Genomic DNA, 20,121 nt, shown 5'->3' on the forward strand with positions numbered 1-20,121 from the left:
CATGCAGGCAGGATTCGCGTTTCTGGCGGGGCTGCTGTTCGGCGCCGGGCTCATCGTGTCCGGGATGGCCAATCCGCAGAAGGTGCTCGGTTTTCTCGACCTGGCCGGCCGCTGGGATCCGTCGCTCGCGTTCGTGATGGCCGGCGCGATCGGCGTCGCCGTGTTCGCGTTCGCATGGGCGAAACGCCGGACGCGCTCGTGGCTGGGCCTGCCGATGCAGTTGCCGGCCGCGCGGACGATTACCGTGCGGCTCGTTGCCGGCAGCGCCGTGTTCGGCATTGGCTGGGGGCTTGCGGGGTTCTGCCCGGGGCCCGCGATCGTGTCGATCGGGCTCGGGTCGGTGAAGGGCATCGCGTTCGTTGCCGCGATGCTGGTGGGGATGGCGCTGTTCGAATGGATCGAGCGTCGGCGGAAGGCGGGTTGAGCGGGTGGTGGGTAGCGCGTCGCGGGCTGCAATGGGCGGTGGTGGTCGAGTCGGTCGAACGCGCGCAGGCGTTGGGCCGCATCGCGGTCGTCGTCAGGCGAGGGCGATGCGATCGTTGCCTGGCGACATCGGCGACATCGGCGATCTCCGCGATCCTGGCTCCGGCGCGCGTCGCCGCGTCAGGACGGCTCGCGCGCATGCCGCTCGCCCGATACCCGCCCGATCAACCGGCGTAAAACCACGCGCCACCCGGCGAACACGCCGCGCCCGCCCGCAGGTTCCATGACGGTCGCGCTGGCCGGCCCGGCGCCGCTGGACGTCAACGCCACGTGAGCGCCCGTCTCGATCGTCAGGCATTCGCCTTCTTCGAGCACGCGGCGAACGTATTGCGGCGCATCGGGCAGCCAGTCGAGCCCGCCGTGGCGCAACGTGACCGCGAGTGCGCCGCCCAGCACGATGACCTGGCTACCTTTGTCGAACCACGCAAAGTGGCTTTGTCCGGCGTCGAGCCGGATGTCCTGTGTCCGCATGGCGAGTCCCTTTCCCGGTTGCGCAGCCTCGCGACGGCGAGGCGACAGCGTGTCATCAGGTTAGGGAAACGCGCGGAAGCAGGACAGATTCAGGGGACGGGAATCTGTTGCGGTGCAGCCGGCGATTTTGCATCGCTGTATCGGTGGGTTTGCCCCGAATCTGTATCTGGCGAGCATCCGCGCGCGCGGGCACGATGGCCCGCATGACGCCCATCACCGATCTGTCACGCACGCCTTTGCCGCTGTCCGGCGAGCCGCTTTACGAACGGCTCGCCGAGCATTACCGCCGCATCATCGCGGCCGGCACGCTGTCGCCCGGCGACCGGATGCCGTCGGTGCGCGCGTTCATGGCGCAACACGGCGTGAGTTTGTCGACCGCGATCCAGGCGTTCCGGCGGCTCGAGGATGCGGGCTGGTGCGAAGCCAGGCCGCGCTCGGGCTATTTCGTGCGGCGGCGCGCGGCGGCCGTGCTCGACACGCTGCCGGAAAGCGACGGGCCGCCGCTGAGCGTCGAGCCGCCGTTCGCGGGCCTGCACGAACGCGTGTCGCGCGTGATCGATCGCGCGAACGCGGCGCCCGATGCGCTGAACCTCGGCGGCGCATCCGCGCAGGCGACGCTGTATCCGGCCGAACGCCTGCAGACGCTCGCGATCCGGCTGCTGCGGCGCAAGCCGACGTTGCTGACCGACGCGGGGCCCGTCGGCGGTTCGCCCGAATTCCGGCAGACGATGGCAAAACGCGCGGTGTCGTACGGCGTGACGGTATCGCCGGACGACGTGATGTCGACGAGCGGCGGGGTCGATGCCGTGAATCTCGCGCTGCGCGCGGTGGCGCGCCCCGGCGACACGATCGCGATCGAATCGCCGGCCTTTTTCGGCCTGATCCAGTTGCTCGAGAGCCTCGGCCTGCGCGCGCTCGAGATTCCGGCCAGCCCGACCACAGGGTTATCGATCGAGGCGCTGGACGTGGCGCTGGCCGCGTATCCGGACATCCGGGCCGTGGTCGTCGTGCCGAACCTGCAAAACCCGCTCGGCAGCGTGATGCCGGACGACCGCAAGGCCGCGCTGGTCGCACTGTGCGCGCGCCGCGGCGTGGCCGTGATCGAGGACGAGCCGTATCGCGAGCTCGTCGAAGCGCCGCATGCGGTGAAGCCCGTGAAGGCATGGGACCGCGACGGCACCGTGATCTACTGCCCGTCGTTCAACAAGGTGCTGGCGCCCGGGATGCGGCTCGGCTGGATGAGCGCGGGGCGCTGGCACGCACGCGTGAAGATGCTCAAGTTCGCGCACAGCCGGCACAACGCCGCGCTGCTGCAGGCTGTCGCCGCCGAGTTCGTCGGCTCGGGCGCGTTCGATCGTCACCTGCACCGGTTTCGCGAGCAGCTTCGCGTGCAACGCGATGTGACGATCGACGCGATCGCACGCCATTTTCCGGCTGGTACGCGGATGAACCGGCCGCCGGGCGGCATGCTGCTGTGGATCGCGCTGCCGGAAGGCGTACGTTCCGAAGCGCTGTTCGACGCAGCGCTGACGCGTGGAGTAAGAATTGCGCCGGGCTCGATCTTTTCGAATTCCGATCGCTTTGACGCGTATATCCGGCTTGCCTGCACGCGCGTGTTCGACACCGCGCATGAAGCGGCAATCGAAACGCTCGGCCGGTTGATACGCGATGCAGCAGCGGCCGCGTAACCGGGCTGACCGGCAGGCGGACTGGCGACGGTGCGCCCGAGTGCTGCCGACGCAGCGGATGCGCGAGCCGGCCGATCCGGCACGCCGTCTCCACGTCGGTTTCTCGCCGTGCGACGCCGCACCGGCGATACGATTTCGGCGATTTCATCGCCCGACCGTGTGCGTGGCGAGGTGCTGGCGGATCAACGACAGGTAACGATCGCCGACCGAGAAGTCGCGGGCGGCGCGCGGCCGCTCCGCCTGACGCAGCGTGGCCGGCGCGCTCATGCCCAGATACCGGCACACCGCGGACGGAAACGGCTTGCGGGTATGCCCGAGCTGGCGCGCCGCGCGTTCGACGCGGGCGTCGCCGACCTGCGCACGCAGCCAGGCCAGCACTTGGCGATCGGTGTCGTTGACGATACGGACCAGATGTTCCATCGCGCACCTCACTGTTCATAAATACAGTACTGTAAATATAACCAGTATATGAGGCGACCGCAAGCGGATGTGCTTGCGCCTGGCCGTTCGGCCAGGGTCAGCGCGCCGGCGCGGCGGTTCGGGCTGCGGGCACGGCGGAGGCAGCAGGTACTGCAAGCCTGGCGTAGCGCGCGTCGGTAAGCGTGCCGAGGAACGCGACGATGTCGTCGATTTCCGCGTCGGTCAGTGCGGGCGGCGTGCCGGGCCGGCGGTTCATCGGCGTCGAATTGACGTTGATGTTGCCGCGATAGGCGGCCGGCACGTCGTCGAAGGTTTTTGCGCCGTGATACCAGTAGCCCGGGTCGGTCGAGCGCGTGTTGTAGAACGCGACCGCGTCGCGCAGCGTCGTGAACACGCCGTTGTGCATGAACGTCTGCTTGACTGCGACGTTGCGCAGCCCCGGCGTGCGCAGGTAGCCGCACCATTGCGTCGGTTCCGGCCAGCGCAGCCGCGTGGCGGTATCGCACAGTCCGTTGTCGAAGTGGCGCGGATCGCGGTTCGCTGGCAGCGCGCGGTTGCGCGGCACCGCGATCGCGTCGTAGCCGAAATCGGTGAACAGCGAGCGCTCCGGCCGGCTCGACGTCTCCGACAGCGTATGGCAGGTCATGCAATTGCCCTTGTCCGGATTCCGGAACAGCGCCAGGCCGCGCATCTCGGCCGGCGCGAGCGGCGTGCGCGTGCGCAGGAAGGCGTCGAAGCGCGACGTGAACGGCGCCATCTCGTCGCTCTGCAGATAGGCTTCGACGGCCGAGCCCAATGCGCGCACCAGTTGCTCGGGATCGCGCCGCACCGACGCGCCGAAGCGCGCGGCGAGATCGGGTGCGAGTTCGGTGGCGTCGACCTTGCGCAGCAGCGCGGCCGGCGACCGGTTGTTCATCTCGTTCGGATCGAACAGCGGCCCGCGGATCTGCTCGGCGAGCGTGTCCGCGCGGCCGTCGCCGAACAGTCCGCCGAACGGCGACGGCGCCGGTGCATCGTCGTCCTGGTAGAAGTGGCGGCGCGGCACGTAGCGCACGTAGAGCAGCGACGGCGCGTTGCGCTGGCTGAAGCGGCCGTGACGGCTGCCTTCCGGCACACCGGGCCCCGCCAGCGATGCCGCCGATAGCGTCGGCGCGAACGCACGGCCCGGATCGTGGCAGCCCGCGCACGACATGCCGCGCGGCTCGGACAGCCGCGGATCGAAGAAAATCCGGCGGCCAAGCGCGACGAGCGTCGGATCGGGCGCGAAGTGCGCGGTCGCCGCGTCGACCTTGCCCGTCACCTGCGGCGTGCCGTTGCCGATCGTGGCGACGATGCGCGACGGCGGCGCGCCGGGCAGCAGCGTCGTTTCGGAAGGGGCGGCGTGAGCCGCGAGCGCGACACCGGCGAGCACGGTCGCGGCGAGTACGCGTGCCGTCCGGTGGGCACGGGCTGGAACGGAAGTCGAATGCGACACCGGAAGCGCCGCGAAATCCGCCACCGACACACGCTGCCTCCTCGATCCGGCCATTCTCCGGCGACGCCTGCCCGAACCCGCCACACCGCGATTCACTCGAACTTCGTCACTCACGGCGCGATGAACCCCGTCTTGTCGCAGGCGAGCGTCGTGCCCGACTGGTCGCACGATGCGAGCAGCTTGCCGGCCGCCGAATACGCATGGAACACCCAGCCCGTCGCCGGTGCCGCGCGCCGTTCCATGATCAGGAAACCGAAGCTGTTGTTGTGCGACAGCCGTTCGATCACGGCGCCCGGCGCGGGCGTCAGGTCGGCCGGGAACGGGTCGGGCAGCGCGACGTCGAGGTTGTCGCCGCCGTTGCCGGACACGATCGTCGCCGGATGCCCGGACGCGAAATTGATCGCCTGGAAGTCGTGTACGTGCCCGTGCAGCGCGACGTGGATGCCGGGCGGGTAGTACGCCTGCGCGTTCAGGCTCGACATCACCGACTGCAGCGCGAGATTGCCCGGCGCGGGCGTGCTGCCGGCGATCGGCGCGAACGCGAGGATCGGGTGATGGTTCGTGAAGATCGTCGTCGTCATGCCGGCCTTCGACGCGAGCGACGCCACCGTCTGGAACTGCTTCTGGTAAATGCGGAATTGCGCGTCGGTCGTCTTCAGCGGATTGCGGCCGACCTTCGCGGTATCGAACACGATCACCTGCGTGCCGCCGCCGAGCGACACCGCATACGGTTCCGAATAGTTCGCGTCGTCGTCACGGGCCGGATCGTCGCACGAACGGGCCGCCGAATACGGGCGCGGATCGAGGAAGCGATACCAGCCCTGGCCCGCCCGCGCACATTCCTCGTGATTGCCGCGCACGACCACCCACGGCGCCTTCGCGAATAGCGGCGCGGCCGGGCGGAACAGGTCGGCCTGCCACGTATCCCAGCCGTAGCCCCACGGGCTGTCCTTGCAGCCCGCGATGTCGGGCGGGCACGCGTTCTCGCGGTAGTGATAGTCGCCGACGTGCAGCACCAGATCCGGCGACAGCTTCGCGACGCTCGCCGCGATCGTGTCGAACGGCCAGACCGTCGCGTCGTTGCACGCCTGCCATGCGTTGTCGGCCTTCTTCATCCGGCAGCCGGTGTCGGCGATGATCGCGATGCGCTGCGGCTGGGCCTTCGGCAGCGGCAGCGCACGGCCGGCGACGCTCGCCGTCTGCGCGTCGGCCGGCAGCGTCGCTTCGCAGACCGATACCGGGAAACTCGACGGTTTGGAGTCGGCCGGGTCGCTCGCGGTCGGTCGCTGTGCGACGGTCGCGGTGCCGGCGCGCAGCGTCATGCGCGACAGCTTGCCGTCGACGGACAGTTGCGGACACAGCGGATCGCTCGCGGAAGCCGGACTGTAGTTCGTGATCGCGCGCGCGATCGCCTGGTTCGCATCGCCGATCTCGACCCACGCGGCCTGGACGTTGATCGCGGCACTGGCCGGATCGGCGGGCGTATCGATGTGATTCGAACACGCGGACAGCGCCGCAAGGGCGGCAAGGGCGGCAAGCGGAGCGCAGCGCACGAACAGCGTGCGAGAGAGGAGTCGTCGCATGGGTGGCACCGTGGGAAAGCCGTCAACGGTACGCAACATGAATGTAAGAAATATGAAAGTGGGGCGCGGCGGGCGTGTCGTGGCAGCGCTTGACCTCAAGCCGGCTTGAAGCCGCATAGTCAGGCTCACGATCAACGATGCACACGAAGGGGAATCGACGATGGAATCGCACCAGCCCAACGAAGCGCAGTCCGCGCTATGGAACGGCCCGTCGGGGCTTGCATGGGTCGACGCACGGACGTCGCTCGACCGGATGTTCGAGCCGTTCGAGACGCTGCTCGCGGATGCCGCGGCGGCATTACCCGCGCGCAGCGTGCTCGACGTCGGCTGCGGCACGGGGGCGGTGACGCGCGCGATCGCCCGGAGGCTCGGTGCGCACGCGCACTGTACGGGCATCGACATCTCGGCGCGGATGATCGCCGTTGCGCGGGATCGCGCGGAACGCGAGGGCATCCGCGCAGGCTTCATGTGTGCCGATGCGCAGACGCATGCGTTTGCACGCGATCGTTTCGACCTGGTCGTGTCGCGTTTCGGCGTGATGTTCTTCGACGATCCGGTGCGCGCATTCGCGAACCTGCGCCGTGCGACGCACGCGAACGCGCAACTGCGATTCGTCGCATGGCGCAGCGCGGCGGACAATCGGTTCATGACGACGGCCGAGCGCGTCGCGGCGCCCTTGCTGCCGAACCTGCCGGCGCGGCAGCCGGGTGCGCCGGGACAATTCGCGTTCGGCGACCGGCAGCGGATCGCGTCAGTGTTGTCGGACAGCGGCTGGACCGACGTCGAGATCGAACCGCTCGATATCGCGTGCGCGTTGCTCGAGCCCGTGCTGCGCGACTACATCGCGCGACTGGGGCCGGTCGGACTCGCACTGCAACAGGTGGATGACGCGACACGACGGCGCGTGGTCGATACGGTGCGCGCCGCGTTCGAGCGCTACGTGCGCGGCGCGGACGTGCGTTTCGATGCGGCGTGCTGGCTCGTCACGGCGCGCGCGCCGTCTGCGTGACGCAGGGGAAGCGGGCCGGCGATCCGGCGTTCGCCGTGCGCGTTGCGGCTGGCCGGCGATGAAGCGGCACGCGTAAAGGCGTGCCGTCAGCCGCGCCTTGCACGCACCATCAGCCACGCGCAGCCCGCCGCAACGAGCACAAGCCCGAGCAGCACCGCCTCGACGCCGAGCGCGAAGCCCGACGACATTTCGCCGCTGTTCGGCACCGGCGACAGGTTGACGGTCATCGCGATCGCACCGCCGGCCAAGAGCGCGATGCAGGCGATCCAGTAGAGCTTGCCGCGCGACGCGGCAGCGCGAATTCGCCAGAGCGCGAGGCCGGCGCCGCCGAGGTAAAGCACGGCGAGCGTGACGAGCGCGACGAGGTCGCCGGCGCGATTGTGGAGGAACCCGCTCATTGCGCGGCTCCGTCGATCGTCGCGTATCGGGGCGACGGAGTGAGGGCGATGCGGTTGTTCATTCGGTCCTTGTCTCGTGCGCCGGTACGCGGCGCGCCCGCTCGGCGGTTGCCGAAGCCGTTCGCCGCAACCGGCACCCGAAATACGGCGAAGATGGCGACGGCGAGCGCGCCGGGCAGGCCGAAGCGGGCGACGTCCGATTGCGGGCCGATGAAGAACCATGTGCCGATGACGGCGAGCACCGGCAGGACGACCGGCGGTTCGAATGCGGTTCGGAACAGGAGGCGGGATTCCGGCATGACGGGCATCCAGGTGTGGGGCAACGCGGTGCGACGCCGTCCGGCCACGCGTGTCGCAGGCCGGACCCTGATACGGCGTGCGTCGAACGTACCGCGATGTCAGGATTGCACGAAGGATCGTGCAGGGATCAACCTGACGGATTGTAAGTGATCGGGAGCAAGTGTGCGTACCGCGCGGTGCGCGCACGGCGTTGCAACGGAAGCGGGGAAAGACGGCGCACCCGGGCGATGTACGGAGATGCACATCGTCCGGGGCGAATGGCGGGCAGCACGTTGCCGCCCGCGTTCAGAACGTCACGGCGATCCCGGCCATGCCGACGAACTGGCCGTGCGTGGTCGACGGCGTGAGCTGCTGCGAATCGCCGACGATCGGCGCCGCATCGACGATCTGGCCGGCACCTTGCGCACCGAGCGTCTGCCCGCTCGAATGCGTATACGCCTGCAGCGCGTAGAGCGTCGTGCGTTTCGACAGGCTGTACGACTCCTTCAGCGAATACTGCTGGTAGCGTGCCGCATCCGACACGCCGTTCGCCTTCGACGCGAGCGTGTACGAGAACGCGCCGGCCACCGAGAACGCCGGCGTGAAGCGATACGCGGCAAGCGCGCCGTAGGTGTTGAACACGGCCGTGTCGGTGAACGCGGAGCCGTTGCCGGGCAGATACTTCACGTTCGAGTAGTTCAGGCCCATCGTCAGGTTGCCGAGCGTGTAGTTGCCGGCGGCCGCGACCTGTTCGACGGCCTTGGCGGTCAGGTAGCCCTGGTTGAGCACCGACACCGCGAAGCTGCCCGACGCGGCGGTCGCCGGGTTCAGGAAGCCCGCCGACGAGCCCGAGCTGTTGATGCGCAGGTAGCCGGCCGCGATCCCGACCGGCCCGTTCGCGTAGCGCAGCGCGGCGCTGAACGTGTTGCCCTTGCCGGTCGCGCCGGCGATGCCGCCGAACGCGTACATCGCGCTCGCGGTCAGCCCGGAGAAGGTCGGCGACGTATAGGTGACGGCGTTGTTCACGCGGATCGTCGTGTCGAGGCCGTCGATGTCGCCCGGGTGCGCGCCCGTCGCGCCGGTCAGCCAGCTGCTCGACGCGTACGGGCCGACCAGCAGGAAGTACGGCGTGTACTGGCGGCCGGCCGTCACCGTGCCGTAATGGTCGTTGCGCAGCCCGACGAACGCCTCGCGGTTGAAGATCGTGCCGGCCGCCGACTGTGCGCCCGTGTTCAGGTTGAAACCCGACTGCAGATCGAAGATCGCGTGCGTGCCGCCGCCGAGATCCTCGTCGCCGCGCAGCCCGAACTTCGACGCATACAGGTTGCCGTCGCGCATGTATATGTTCGAATGGCCTTGCTGGTTGTTTACGTAGGCAAGCGAATCGTCGACCACGCCGTACAGCGTCACGCTGCTTTGCGCATGGGCGGCGGACGCGCCGAGCGACGCGGCCGAGAAAATCAGGATTGCATAACTGTTACGCGGGGCTTTCACTTTCATTGTCGATCTCCGAGTCTCTTCAACGGGGCGGGAGGTTGCGAAGCCTCCTCTGTGGTGAGTGGCGGGCCGCGCGAACGGCCCGCCGGAACAGAATGCGAGGCGCGGTCAGTCGGCGAGCGCGACGACGATGCGGCGCCATGCGCCGTCGGGTGCATCGTGCTCGACGCGTGCGCCGCGCACGGCGAGCGGGCCTTGCAGCGACGCCGGCAGCAGGATCTCGACGCGCTCGGCGGGGCGGCGCATGCGGCCGTCCCAGCGCACCGACACGCCGAGTACGCCCGACGCCTCGCGTCCGGTCTCGATGCGCCACAGTCCGTATTCGCCGTCGCGCCAGCTTTCCGTTTCGCCGTCGTCCTCGACGCATTCGCCGTGGGCGACGCCGTCCTCGATGCGCGGCGCGACGATGAAGCCGCGTGTGTCGGCGCGTGCGCCGAACCGTTGTTCGGCGACGTTCAGCGGCAGCACGCGGCCTTCGCGCAACAGCATCACCGGCGTGTCGAGCGGCGCCGGCAGCGTCACGCTCGCGCCGCCGTCGAACGACTGCGCGCTCGCGCAGCACAGCCAGCGCGCGCCGGACGGCAGGTAGACCGTGCGTTCCGTGTGGCCGGGGTCGACCACCGGGGCGACCAGCAGCGCGTCGCCGAGCATCATGTCGTCGCATTCGTCGTAGCAGTGCGCGTCGCCGGGGAAGTCGCCGAAGGTCGGGCGCAGCACGGGTTCGTAGCGCGTGGTCGACAGCCACAGCAGGTGATAGAGATACGGCAGCAGCCGGTAGCGCTGCTTGATCAGCGACGCGATCTGCGCGGTGATCTCCGGATACATCCACGGTTCATTGACGGTGCCGTCGTCGTTCCACGAATGGATGCTGAAGCGCGGCATGAAGATGCCGAACTGCACCCAGCGCAACAGCAGCTCGGGCGACGGCGCGGGGCCGGAGAAACCGCCGATGTCGTGACCGATGTTCGACACGCCCGACAGCGCGAGCCCGAGGCCCATCTTCAGGTTGTAGCGCAGCGTTTCCCACGACGTGTAGTTGTCGCCGGACCAGGTCTGTACATAGCGCTGCATGCCGGCACCGCCGGAGCGCGACACGAGGAACGGCCGCAGCGCCGGCGCGTGCGCGCGCTGCGCTTCGCGCGACGCGCGCATCATCAGCATCGTCTGCAGCACCTTCGCTTCGCGCGCGGGGAACGGCTGGCCGAAGCCGTGCGCGATCGCGTCGGGCGACCAGATCTCGTATTCGTTGTTGTCGTTCCACGTCGACTCGATCCCGTAGTCGAGCAGCGCCGACGTGACCTGCTCGCGCCACCAGCGATAGGCGTCCGGCTGCGTGAAGTCGATATACGCGCCGACTTCGTCCCAGAACTGCACCCACGCCGGCTCGCCGGACGCCGAGCGGATCAGCAGCCCGCGTTTCGCCGCGTCGTCGAATGCAGGGTGATCGCGCAGCAGGCACGGCTTGATGTTCGCGCACAGCCGGATGCCGTGATCGCGGTAGTGCTTCACGAAGCCCTTCGCGTCGGGAAACTTCTCGCGATTCCAGTTGAACACGTAGCGCTTCGCGCCGATCGACGTATAGCCCGACGACAGGTGGAACGAGTCGCACAGGATGTCGTGCGCGTCGCATTGCTCGACGAACTGGTTCATCTGCTGCTGCGCGTCCGGCGCATCGGTGTAGCGCATCGTCGAGCCCGAATAGCCGAGGCCCCATTTCGGCGTGCGCGCCGGCCGCCCGGTGAGCCACGTGAAGCGCCGCGCGGCCGCGAGCGGCGTGTCGGGCGATGCGATGAAGTAGTAGTCGAGATCGCCGTGCTCGGCGACGAAATAGCGGTACAGGCCGTGGTAGTTGTCGAGCTCGCGGCCCATGTCGAACGAGCAGTCCGACAGCGTGTCGTAGAACAGCCCGAAGCCCTGGCAGGCGTCGGGCGACCACGTGACGTAGAACGGGATGTGCTTGTAGAGCGGGTCTGTCTGCTTCGCGCTGTAGCCCATCGCGTCGATGTTGCGCATCTCGAAGCGTGCGCCGGTGCGGTCGAGCCCGCCCGCGCGCTCGCCGAGGCCGAACACCTTGTCGCCGCGCTCGCGTGCGACGTAGTGATACGCGCGCTCGTCCCACCAGCCGAAGTTGTACGCCTGCGTCGCGCGGTCGGCGAGCACCACGCGCCACGCGCCGTCGGCGCCGCGCATCGACCACGTGCAGTGGCCGCCTTGCCGCTTCACGCTGACGCGGATCTGCGCGGTTTCGATGCGCAGGGTGTCGTCGTCTTCGACGAGGTCGTAGGCCGGCAGCGTGAAGCCGCTCAGGTCGAGGCGATCGCGACCGTCGAGCGGCACGTCGTCGAGGCCCGGCGCGATCGTCCACGTGCGCGGGTTGCGCGGCATCGCGTCGGGCAGCACGCGAACGCGCACGATGTCGTCCTCGAGCACGAAGATCTCGAGCGTCGCGCCCGCATCGGACGCGAGCTGCACGCGGTTCGCATGACGGGCGGCGATGCGGAACACGGGCGGATGAAGAAGCGAAGTCATGAAGGCGATTCCTGGTAAGGGCGAAGGTCAGGCGTGCTGGGCGAGCAGGCGTTCCTGCTTCGACTGTCCGCGGATCAGCACCGCGAGCAGCGTGACGCCGATGATGTCGAACAGGCCGAGGCAGGCGAACAGCGGCGCGTAGCCGATCTTGTCGGCGAGGGCGCCGACCAGCAGCGAGAAACCGAGGCCGCCGATCCACGCGGCCATCCCGGCGAAGCCGCTCGCGGTGCCGACTTCCTCGGGATCGAACACGTCGGCCGACAGCGTGTTGACGAGCGCGGAGATCATCTGGTGCGCGAAGCCGCCGACGCAGAACAGCGCGATGGCCGTGTACGGCGACGACACGATCCCGATCGCCGCCGGCCCGATCATCAGCAGCGCGCCGAGCGCGACGCCGGCGACGCGCGACCACACGAGCGGCAGCTTGAACCGTTTTGCGAGGTAAGGCGACAGGTAGCCGCCGGCGATGCCGCCGAGGTCGGCCGCGAGAAACGGCATCCACGCGAAGATCGCGATCTGCGTGAGCGCCATGTGGCGCTCGGTCGCGAGGTACAGCGGGATCCAGAAGCTGAAGGTTTGCCACGCGGGTTCCGCGAAGAAGCGGGGCAGCGCGATCGCCCAGAAACGGCGCGCGGTGATCACGTCGCGAATGCGGCGCTTCGATACGGCCGGCATCGTGGCCTGGCCTTCGCGGATCAGCGTGCGCTCCTGCGGCGTGATGCGCGGATGGTCGGCCGGCGACCGGTATTGCGTGTACCACAGCGCGGCCCACACGAAGCCGAGCGCGCCGGTTGCCATGAACGCGGACTGCCAGCCGAAGCGCATCGACAGGAAGACGACGAGCGGCGGCGCGATCGCGGCGCCGAGCGACGTGCCGGCGTTGAAATAGCCGACCGCGACGGATTTCTCGCGATCGGGAAACCATTCGGCGACGGCCTTCATCCCCGCCGGAATCGCGGCGGCCTCGAACAGCCCGAGCAAGCCGCGCAGGACGCCGAGCGACAGCCAGCCGGACGCAAAGCCGTGCGCGACGCCCACCACCGACCACAGCATCGCGAACAGCGCGAAGCCGAGCCGCAGCCCGATCAGGTCGACGACGAACCCGCACACCGGCTGCATGATCGTGTAGCCGATCTGGAACGCGCCGACGATGTACGAGTACTGCTGCGTCGAGATCGCGAACACATGCTTGAGCTCCGGTGCGAGCACCGACAGGGAATTTCGTGCGAGGTAGTTGAGGATCGTGCCGAGACATACCAGCACGATGATCCACCAGCGCAACGCCTTGATTGTTTTCACTGCTGTCTCCTGATCCGGGCAAGCCGGCCGTCGGCGGCGGCTTGCTGCGTCTTGTTTGTACGATGTCCGATCTTGTTGGGCGTCAGCTTGTCAGCTTTTTGCCGGAATACCCGCGTTCACTCGAACATTCCGATGCGATTGAAAGCCAGTGTTATCTGACGACTGATCATTTTCGAACATCCTATGTTCGAATTCGAATCTGGTCAACGTGAATCTGTATTCGAACGAACTTGTCTGGGGTTTTCCCGGGAGCGGATGAAAACCCGGTGCGCAGCGGTGGCCGCGGGAACGCGTGCGGCATGCCCGCGTAGCGGGTACGGGCGAGGCCGGAACGATCGGTCGACGGGAAGCGGGCGCTTCAGAGGGCGTGAGTGACAACCCTAATGAAAATTTATTTTTTTCCTTGCGATAGATTGTGTAAATTTATTTTCATCTACCTTGCAACGACCCTTCGCATGACGCCTCTCGTTCCGCACGATGCCAGTCAGGATGAACCCGCGATCGCCGAGCGCATCGCGTCGGCGATGCCGTTGATGACCCCGATTCACCGCCGCATGGGCGAGTTCGTGCTCGCGAACCCGTTTCGCGCGGCGACGATGCGCATCGACGAGCTCGCGCAAGCCGTGAATGCGTCGATCGCGACCGCGAACCGCTTCGCGAAAGCGCTCGGCTTCGACGGCTATCCGGCGATGCGCGCGGCGCTCGTGCGCGGCTTCGAGGCGACGCTCGGCCCGGTCGAGCGGCTGCGTTCCGCGCAGGAGCAGGAGTCGGGCGTGCGTGGCGCCGCGTGGATCGACGCGGTGTTCGACCAGGCTGTCGCGAACATCGAGAACACGCGCGCGCAGCTGGATGCGGGCGACGTCGAAGCGGCCGTCGAGGCGATCGTCGGCGCGCGGCGCGTGCTGATCCTCGGCGCCGGTTCGAGCGCGTTTCTTGCCGGACTGATGGAACACGGGCTGTCGGTGTGCCACGACAACGTGCAGTCGCTCGCGCTGCTGGGCGGCCCGTCGCACGCGGCGCGGCGCCTGTATACGGCCGACTCGCGCGATCTCGTGATCGCGCTCGCGTTTCCGCGCTACGTGACGGACACGATCGAGCTCGCGCGCCGGGCGGCCGCGCGCGGCGCGCGCGTGCTCGGCATCACCGACGGGCCCGATTCGCCGCTTGCGCCGATCGCGTCGCTGAAGCTGTACGTGAGGGCCGAGCGGCGTTTTGCGGCGACCTCGGAAGCGGCCGTGCTGACGATGATCGAGGCGCTGATCGACGCCGTCGCGCTACGCACGCACCGTTCCGCGAAGTCGGCCGCCGAAATGACCGAATTCCTGTTGCCCTGGCTGATTCAGCCTCAAGCGGCGCAGCCGGCCGCCAACCCTTCTTCCTCCGGTCCGAAAAAATCATGACTTCACCCGCGATCGTCGCGATTCATGGCGGCGCAGGCACGATCCTGCGCGATGCAATGGATACCGACACCGAACGCCAGTACCGCGCCGAGCTGACCGCGATCCTGCAGGCCGCGCAGCAGGTGCTCGCCGACGGCGGCAGCGCGCTCGACGCCGTCACCGTCGCGGTGCGGATGCTCGAGGACTGTCCGCTGTTCAACGCCGGGCGCGGCGCCGTCTATACGGCCGAAGGCAAACACGAACTCGACGCGGCCGTGATGGACGGCGCGACGCTCGCGGCGGGCGCGATCTGCTGCGCGACGCGCGTGCGCAATCCGGTGCTCGCCGCGCGGCGCGTGATGGAGGCGAGCGAACACGTGCTGTTCGCCGGCGCGGGCGCCGACGCGTTCGCGGCCGCGCAGGGGCTCGAGCTTGCCGAACCCGGCTACTTCGACACCGACGCGCGGCACGCGCAGTGGGTGAAGGCGCGCGCGGCGGCCGGCACGATGCTCGACCACGACGCCGCGAGCTTCACGTTCGGCGGGGCCGCGCAACCCGCCGAGCCGCTCGACCCGGACCGCAAGCACGGCACGGTCGGCGCGGTCGCGTGCGACGTGCACGGCCATATCGCGGCGGCGACGTCGACGGGCGGCATCACGAACAAGCAGCCGGGGCGCGTCGGCGATTCGCCGATCATCGGCGCGGGCTGCTACGCGGACGACGCGACGTGCGCGGTATCCGCGACGGGCACCGGCGAGATGTTCATCCGGCTCGCGACCGCGCATGACGTGGCCGCGCAGATCGCGTATCGCGGCGCGTTGCTCGCCGACGCCGCGCGCGACGTCGTGATGAACAAGCTGCCGCGCCTGGCCGGCCGCGGCGGGATCATCGCGGTCGATGCGCACGGCAACGTTGCGATGCCGTTCAACACGGAAGGGATGTATCGCGGCTACGCGCGCGTCGGCGAGACGCCCGTGGTCGGCATCTACCGCGACGATGCGGCCTGATTGCGGATCGCACGAGGAGACCTTCGCATGACTTCGAGCCGAAACCCGTCCGGACTGGCGCTGCCCGAGCAGCGCGTCGTTGCCGTCGACGACCTGTCGGTGATGTTCCGCCGCGAAGGCGCGACGTTCGATGCGGTGCGCAACGTGTCGTTTCACGTCGATCGCGGCGAGACGCTCGCGATCGTCGGCGAATCGGGCTCCGGCAAGTCGGTCACGTCGCTCGCGCTGATGCGGCTCGTCGAGCATGGCGGCGGCGAGATCACGAGCGGGCGGATCGCACTGCGCCGCCGCGGCGGCGCGCTCGTCGATCTCGCGCAGGCGAGCGCGGCGGCGATGCGCGGCATTCGCGGCGCGGACGTCGCGATGATCTTCCAGGAGCCGATGACGTCGCTGAACCCGGTGTTTACGGTCGGCGACCAGATCAGCGAGGCGATCGCGCTGCACCAGTCGAAGGGCGCGACCGAAGCGCGCGCCGAAGCATTGCGACTGCTCGACCTCGTGCGTATTCCGGAGGCGCGCCGCGTGTTCGCGCGCTATCCGCACCAGTTGTCCGGCGGGATGCGCCAGCGCGTGATGATCGCGATGGCGCTGTCGTGCCGGCCCGCGCTGCTGATTGCCGACGAACCGACGACCGCGCTCGACGTGACGATCCAGGCGCAGATCCTGCAACTGATTCGCGGGCTGCAGGACGAAATGAACATGGGCGTGATCTTCATCACGCACGACATGGGCGTGGTCGCCGAAGTGGCCGACCGCGTGCTCGTGATGTATCGCGGCGAGAAGGTCGAGGAGGGCGAGTCCGGCCGGATCTTCGCGGCGCCCGCCCATCGCTACACGCAAGCACTGCTCGCGGCCGTGCCGCGGCTCGGGTCGATGCAGGGCACCGATGCGCCGGAGAAATTCCCGCTGCTGAAGGTGGACGGCACGAACGCGGCCGCACCTGCACCGGCTGCGAACGACGCCGCTGCGCAGCCGCACGTCGATCCGGCCGCGCCGCCGATCCTGCGCGTGCGCGATCTCGTCACGCGGTTTCCGGTGAAGAGCGGCGTGTTCGGCCGCGTGTCGCAGTACGTGCATGCGGTCGAGCGCGTGAGCTTCGAGCTGCGCGCGGGCGAGACGCTCGCGCTGGTCGGCGAATCGGGCTGCGGCAAGTCGACGACCGGCCGCTCGCTGCTGCGCCTCGTCGAATCGCAGCGCGGCTCGATCGAGTTCGACGGCCGCGACATCAGCGCGCTGAAGGGCGCCGATCTGCAGGCGCTGCGGCGGAACATCCAGTTCATCTTCCAGGATCCGTTCGCGTCGCTGAACCCGCGCCTGACCGTCGGCTTCTCGATCATGGAGCCGCTGCTGGTGCACGGCGTCGCGAGCGGCCGCGACGCGCAGACGCGCGTCGACTGGCTGCTGGAGAAGGTCGGCCTGCCGCCGGAGGCCGCGCGCCGCTATCCGCACGAATTCTCGGGCGGCCAGCGCCAGCGGATCGCCATCGCCCGCGCGCTCGCGCTGAATCCGAAGGTCGTGATCGCCGACGAATCGGTGTCCGCGCTCGACGTGTCGGTGCAGGCGCAGATCGTCAACCTGATGCTCGACCTGCAGCGCGAGCTCGGCGTCGCGTATCTGTTCATCTCGCACGACATGGCCGTGGTCGAGCGCATCAGCCATCGCGTCGCGGTGATGTATCTCGGCCAGATCGTCGAGATCGGCCCGCGCCGCGCGGTGTTCGAAGCGCCGCAGCATCCGTACACGAAGAAGCTGATGAGCGCGGTGCCGGTGGCCGACCCTGCTCGCCGGCACGCGCCGCGCCAGCTCGCGGCGGACGAGATTCCGAGCCCGATCCGCGCGGTGGGCGACGAGCCGTCCGTCGCGCCGCTCGTCGCGGTCGGCCCCGATCACTACGTCGCGACGCACCGCGTCGGCGGTGCGTATTGAGTGCGGCCGGCCCCGTCGTTTCGCGCGACGCTTCCGCAAGGAGCGCGCGCCATGCAGTACGCAGTCGAAACCGAAACCGAAACGCCCGCGAGGCGTCACCGATCCAACAGGAGCCCAGCAAAATGAACAAGCAGCATCCGTTCCCGATGTTTCGTCCGCGCGCAGGCTTCGCCGCGCTCGCCGGCGCGATCGCGCTGACGGTCGCACTGCCGGCGTTCGCGCAGCAGACCGCGGTGATGGCAGTGGATTCGACGTTCACGACGATGGATCCGTACGACGCGAACGACACGGTGTCGCAGGCCGTCGTCAAGTCGTTCTATCAGGGGCTGTTCGGCTTCGACAAGGACATGAAGCTCGTCAACGTGCTGGCGACGAGCTACGAAGCGAGCGCCGATGCGAAGACCTACACGATCAAGCTGCGCCAGGGCGTGAAATTCCACGACGGCACCGACTTCAACGCGGCGGCCGTGAAGGCCAACTTCGACCGCGTGACCGATCCGGCGAACCACCTGAAGCGCTACAACATGTTCCGCGTGATCGAGAAGACCGAAGTGGTCGATCCGTACACGGTGAAGATCACGCTGCGCGAGCCGTTCTCGGCGCTCATCAACACGCTCGCGCACCCGTCGGCCGTGATGATCTCGCCGGCCGCGCTGAAGAAGTGGGGGCGCGACATCGCGCTGCATCCGGTCGGCACCGGGCCGTTCGAGTTCGTCGAATGGAAGCAGACCGACGACCTGAAGGTGAAGAAGTTCGCCGGTTACTGGAAGAAGGGCTATCCGAAGATCGACGCGATCGACTGGAAGCCGGTGGTCGACAACAACACGCGCGCGGCGCTGATGAAGACGGGCGAAGCCGATTTCGCGTTCCGCATCCCGTTCGAGCAGGCGGCCGACCTGAAGGGCAACGCGAAGGTCGACGTCATCGAGCGGCCGTCGATCGTGCAGCGCTACGTGTCGCTGAACACGCTGCAAAAGCCGTTCGACAACCCGAAGGTGCGCCAGGCGCTGAACTATGCGGTGAACAAGGAAGCGCTCGCGAAGGTGGCGTTCTCCGGTTTCTCGACGCCGGCCACCGGCGTGGTGCCGCAGGGCGTCGACTATGCGACCAAGCTCGGCCCGTGGCCATACGACCCGGCGAAGGCGCGCGCGCTGCTGAAGGAGGCCGGCTATCCGAACGGCTTCGAGACGACGCTGTGGTCCGCGTATAACAACTCGACGTCGCAGAAGGCGATCCAGTTCGTGCAGCAGCAGCTCGCGCAGGTCGGCGTGAAGGTGCAGGTGCAGGCGCTGGAAGCCGGCGAGCGCGTCGCGAAGGTCGAGAGCGCGCCGGATCCGGCGAAGGCGCCGGTGCGGATGTACTACATCGGCTGGTCGTCGTCGACGGGCGAAGCGAACTGGGCGATCACGCCGCTGCTCGCCGGCGCATCGGCGCCGCCGAAGCTCGTCAACACCGCGTACTACAAGAACGACACGGTGGACGGCGATCTCGCGAAGGCACTCGAGACGGTCGACCGCGCGAAGAAGACCGAGCTCTACGCGGACGCGCAGAAGCAGATCTGGACCGACGCGCCGTGGATTTTCCTCGTGCAGGAGAAGATCGTCTATGCGCGCAGCAAGCGCTTGCAGGGCGCGTACGTGATGCCGGACGGCTCGTTCAACTTCGACGAAATCTCGCTGAAATGACGGCGACTCGCCCGCCACGCGGTGCCGGCGGCGTACGCTGCCGGCGCGCTGATTCGACCGGTGCTGCCCCATGCTGAATTTTCTCGTCAAACGCCTGTTCGGCCTGCTGCCCACGCTCGCGATCGTCGCGGTGCTGGTGTTCCTGTTCGTGCACCTGCTGCCGGGCGACCCGGCGCGGCTCGCGGCCGGCCCCGAAGCCGACGATGCGACGGTCGCGCTGGTGCGCGCCGATCTCGGGCTCGACCGGCCGCTGCCCGCGCAGTTCGCGAACTTCTTCGTGAAGATCGCGCACGGCGATTTCGGGCGGTCGACGCGCAGCAAGCGGCCGGTGTCGACCGAGATCGGCGAGCGCTTCATGCCGACGCTGCTGCTCACGCTCGTCAGCATGGGGTGGGCGACGCTGTTCGGGATGGCGATCGGGATCGCGTCGGCGGTGTGGCGCAACCGCTGGCCCGACCGCGTCGGGATGACGATCGCGGTGTCGGGCATCTCGTTTCCCGCGTTCGCGCTCGGCATGCTGCTGATGGAAATCTTCTCGGTGAAGCTCGGCTGGCTGCCGGTCGTGCCGGACGGCACGTGGAAGAGCTATGTGCTGCCGTCGCTGACGCTCGGCGCGGCGGTCGCGGCCGTGATGGCGCGCTTCACGCGCGCGTCGTTCGTCGAGGTGCTCAACGAGGACTTCGTGCGCACCGCGCGCGCGAAGGGTGTGCACGAGCCGATGGTCGTGCTCAAGCACTGCCTGCGCAACGCGATGATCCCGGTCGTCACGATGATGGGGCTGCAGTTCGGCTTCCTGCTCGGCGGCTCGATCGTCGTCGAGGTCGTGTTCAACTGGCCGGGGCTCGGGCGCCTGCTGGTCGACTCGGTGACGATGCGCGACTACCCGGTGATCCAGGCGATCGTGTTGCTGTTCTCGCTCGAGTTCATCCTGATCAACCTGACCGTCGACGTGCTGTACGCGGTCATCAACCCGACCATCCGGTTCAAGTGAGGG

At 68.4% G+C, this 20,121-nt stretch carries 17 protein-coding genes; 8 read left to right on the forward strand and 9 right to left on the reverse strand.

Annotation, left to right across the window (positions count from 1 at the left end):
• Position 1: 1 nt before the first annotated feature.
• Positions 2-424: a DUF6691 family protein gene (locus DCN14_RS06130; RefSeq protein ID WP_096499082.1), complete on the forward strand. Its 423-nt coding sequence runs from the start codon at positions 2-4 to the stop codon at positions 422-424.
• A gap of 179 nt (positions 425-603) precedes the next feature.
• Here the strand turns inward: DCN14_RS06130 and DCN14_RS06135 are convergent, their stop codons facing one another.
• Complete coding sequence (locus DCN14_RS06135) at positions 604-954, reverse strand: hypothetical protein (RefSeq protein ID WP_096499080.1); 351 nt, start codon at positions 952-954, stop codon at positions 604-606.
• Between the two features lie 203 nt (positions 955-1,157).
• Here DCN14_RS06135 and DCN14_RS06140 point away from each other — a divergent pair, with 203 nt between their 5' ends.
• On the forward strand, positions 1,158-2,642 hold the full coding sequence (locus DCN14_RS06140; RefSeq protein ID WP_172441849.1) for a PLP-dependent aminotransferase family protein: 1,485 nt from the start codon (positions 1,158-1,160) through the stop codon (positions 2,640-2,642).
• 144 nt (positions 2,643-2,786) lie between these two features.
• Here DCN14_RS06140 and DCN14_RS06145 read toward each other — a convergent pair whose 3' ends face one another.
• From DCN14_RS06145 to DCN14_RS06155, 3 genes are all read right to left on the reverse strand, one after another.
• Complete coding sequence (locus DCN14_RS06145; protein WP_096499076.1) at positions 2,787-3,062, reverse strand: hypothetical protein; 276 nt, start codon at positions 3,060-3,062, stop codon at positions 2,787-2,789.
• A gap of 97 nt (positions 3,063-3,159) precedes the next feature.
• Complete coding sequence (locus tag DCN14_RS06150) at positions 3,160-4,473, reverse strand: cytochrome c peroxidase (RefSeq protein ID WP_096499335.1); 1,314 nt, start codon at positions 4,471-4,473, stop codon at positions 3,160-3,162.
• Between the two features lie 173 nt (positions 4,474-4,646).
• Positions 4,647-6,119, reverse strand: coding sequence for a metallophosphoesterase (locus DCN14_RS06155; RefSeq protein ID WP_096499074.1), 1,473 nt, complete (start codon positions 6,117-6,119; stop codon positions 4,647-4,649).
• A 160-nt stretch (positions 6,120-6,279) separates the two neighbouring features.
• Between DCN14_RS06155 and DCN14_RS06160 the strand changes: the two genes are divergently transcribed.
• Positions 6,280-7,128, forward strand: coding sequence for a class I SAM-dependent methyltransferase (locus tag DCN14_RS06160; RefSeq protein WP_096499072.1), 849 nt, complete (start codon positions 6,280-6,282; stop codon positions 7,126-7,128).
• Between the two features lie 86 nt (positions 7,129-7,214).
• Here DCN14_RS06160 and DCN14_RS06165 read toward each other — a convergent pair whose 3' ends face one another.
• From DCN14_RS06165 to DCN14_RS06185, 5 genes are all read right to left on the reverse strand, one after another.
• A complete protein-coding gene (locus DCN14_RS06165; protein ID WP_096499070.1) occupies positions 7,215-7,526 on the reverse strand; it encodes a hypothetical protein in 312 nt (103 codons plus the stop codon).
• Complete coding sequence (locus DCN14_RS06170; RefSeq protein WP_143331621.1) at positions 7,523-7,849, reverse strand: hypothetical protein; 327 nt, start codon at positions 7,847-7,849, stop codon at positions 7,523-7,525. The genes DCN14_RS06165 and DCN14_RS06170 overlap by 4 nt, the downstream gene beginning before the upstream one ends.
• Before the next feature lie 262 nt (positions 7,850-8,111).
• The gene (locus tag DCN14_RS06175) at positions 8,112-9,299 is read right to left on the reverse strand and encodes a porin (protein WP_096499333.1); all 1,188 of its coding nucleotides are present in this window, start codon (positions 9,297-9,299) and stop codon (positions 8,112-8,114) included.
• Positions 9,300-9,410: 111 nt separating this feature from the next.
• Positions 9,411-11,831, reverse strand: coding sequence for a glycoside hydrolase family 31 protein (locus tag DCN14_RS06180; RefSeq protein WP_096499066.1), 2,421 nt, complete (start codon positions 11,829-11,831; stop codon positions 9,411-9,413).
• 27 nt (positions 11,832-11,858) lie between these two features.
• Positions 11,859-13,130 (reverse strand): MFS transporter, encoded by a 1,272-nt coding sequence (locus tag DCN14_RS06185; protein ID WP_096499064.1) that lies wholly within the window; start codon positions 13,128-13,130, stop codon positions 11,859-11,861.
• 455 nt (positions 13,131-13,585) lie between these two features.
• Here DCN14_RS06185 and DCN14_RS06190 point away from each other — a divergent pair, with 455 nt between their 5' ends.
• The 5 genes from DCN14_RS06190 (at position 13,586) to gsiC (ending at position 20,118) form a co-directional block, all read left to right on the forward strand.
• The gene (locus DCN14_RS06190; protein ID WP_096499061.1) at positions 13,586-14,530 is read left to right on the forward strand and encodes a MurR/RpiR family transcriptional regulator; all 945 of its coding nucleotides are present in this window, start codon (positions 13,586-13,588) and stop codon (positions 14,528-14,530) included.
• Positions 14,527-15,516: an isoaspartyl peptidase/L-asparaginase gene (locus DCN14_RS06195; RefSeq protein WP_096499059.1), complete on the forward strand. Its 990-nt coding sequence runs from the start codon at positions 14,527-14,529 to the stop codon at positions 15,514-15,516. Before DCN14_RS06190 ends, DCN14_RS06195 begins: the two co-directional genes overlap by 4 nt.
• Before the next feature lie 27 nt (positions 15,517-15,543).
• Complete coding sequence (locus tag DCN14_RS06200; RefSeq protein ID WP_096499057.1) at positions 15,544-17,442, forward strand: dipeptide ABC transporter ATP-binding protein; 1,899 nt, start codon at positions 15,544-15,546, stop codon at positions 17,440-17,442.
• A gap of 122 nt (positions 17,443-17,564) precedes the next feature.
• Complete coding sequence (gene gsiB / locus DCN14_RS06205; RefSeq protein ID WP_096499055.1) at positions 17,565-19,127, forward strand: glutathione ABC transporter substrate-binding protein GsiB; 1,563 nt, start codon at positions 17,565-17,567, stop codon at positions 19,125-19,127.
• Positions 19,128-19,197: 70 nt separating this feature from the next.
• Positions 19,198-20,118 carry a glutathione ABC transporter permease GsiC gene (gsiC, locus tag DCN14_RS06210; RefSeq protein ID WP_096499053.1) on the forward strand — a complete coding sequence of 307 codons (921 nt, stop codon included), beginning with the start codon at positions 19,198-19,200 and terminating at the stop codon, positions 20,116-20,118.
• The last annotated feature ends 3 nt before the right edge of the window (positions 20,119-20,121 follow it).

The organism is Burkholderia sp. IDO3, assembly GCF_003366075.1.
Taxonomy (GTDB): Bacteria; Pseudomonadota; Gammaproteobacteria; order Burkholderiales; family Burkholderiaceae; genus Burkholderia; species Burkholderia anthina.

Excerpts from the sequence above, each read along its gene's own strand:
- DCN14_RS06130 (WP_096499082.1), top strand. The coding sequence starts at position 2 with ATGCAGGCAGGATTCGCGTTTCTGGCGGGGCTGCTGTTCGGCGCCGGG.
- DCN14_RS06135 (WP_096499080.1), bottom strand. The coding sequence starts at position 954 with ATGCGGACACAGGACATCCGGCTCGACGCCGGACAAAGCCACTTTGCG.
- DCN14_RS06140 (WP_172441849.1), top strand. The coding sequence starts at position 1,158 with ATGACGCCCATCACCGATCTGTCACGCACGCCTTTGCCGCTGTCCGGC.
- DCN14_RS06145 (WP_096499076.1), bottom strand. The coding sequence starts at position 3,062 with ATGGAACATCTGGTCCGTATCGTCAACGACACCGATCGCCAAGTGCTG.
- DCN14_RS06155 (WP_096499074.1), bottom strand. The coding sequence starts at position 6,119 with ATGCGACGACTCCTCTCTCGCACGCTGTTCGTGCGCTGCGCTCCGCTT.
- DCN14_RS06160 (WP_096499072.1), top strand. The coding sequence starts at position 6,280 with ATGGAATCGCACCAGCCCAACGAAGCGCAGTCCGCGCTATGGAACGGC.
- DCN14_RS06165 (WP_096499070.1), bottom strand. The coding sequence starts at position 7,526 with ATGAGCGGGTTCCTCCACAATCGCGCCGGCGACCTCGTCGCGCTCGTC.
- DCN14_RS06180 (WP_096499066.1), bottom strand. The coding sequence starts at position 11,831 with ATGACTTCGCTTCTTCATCCGCCCGTGTTCCGCATCGCCGCCCGTCAT.
- DCN14_RS06190 (WP_096499061.1), top strand. The coding sequence starts at position 13,586 with ATGACGCCTCTCGTTCCGCACGATGCCAGTCAGGATGAACCCGCGATC.
- DCN14_RS06195 (WP_096499059.1), top strand. The coding sequence starts at position 14,527 with ATGACTTCACCCGCGATCGTCGCGATTCATGGCGGCGCAGGCACGATC.
- DCN14_RS06200 (WP_096499057.1), top strand. The coding sequence starts at position 15,544 with ATGACTTCGAGCCGAAACCCGTCCGGACTGGCGCTGCCCGAGCAGCGC.
- gsiB (WP_096499055.1), top strand. The coding sequence starts at position 17,565 with ATGAACAAGCAGCATCCGTTCCCGATGTTTCGTCCGCGCGCAGGCTTC.
- gsiC (WP_096499053.1), top strand. The coding sequence starts at position 19,198 with ATGCTGAATTTTCTCGTCAAACGCCTGTTCGGCCTGCTGCCCACGCTC.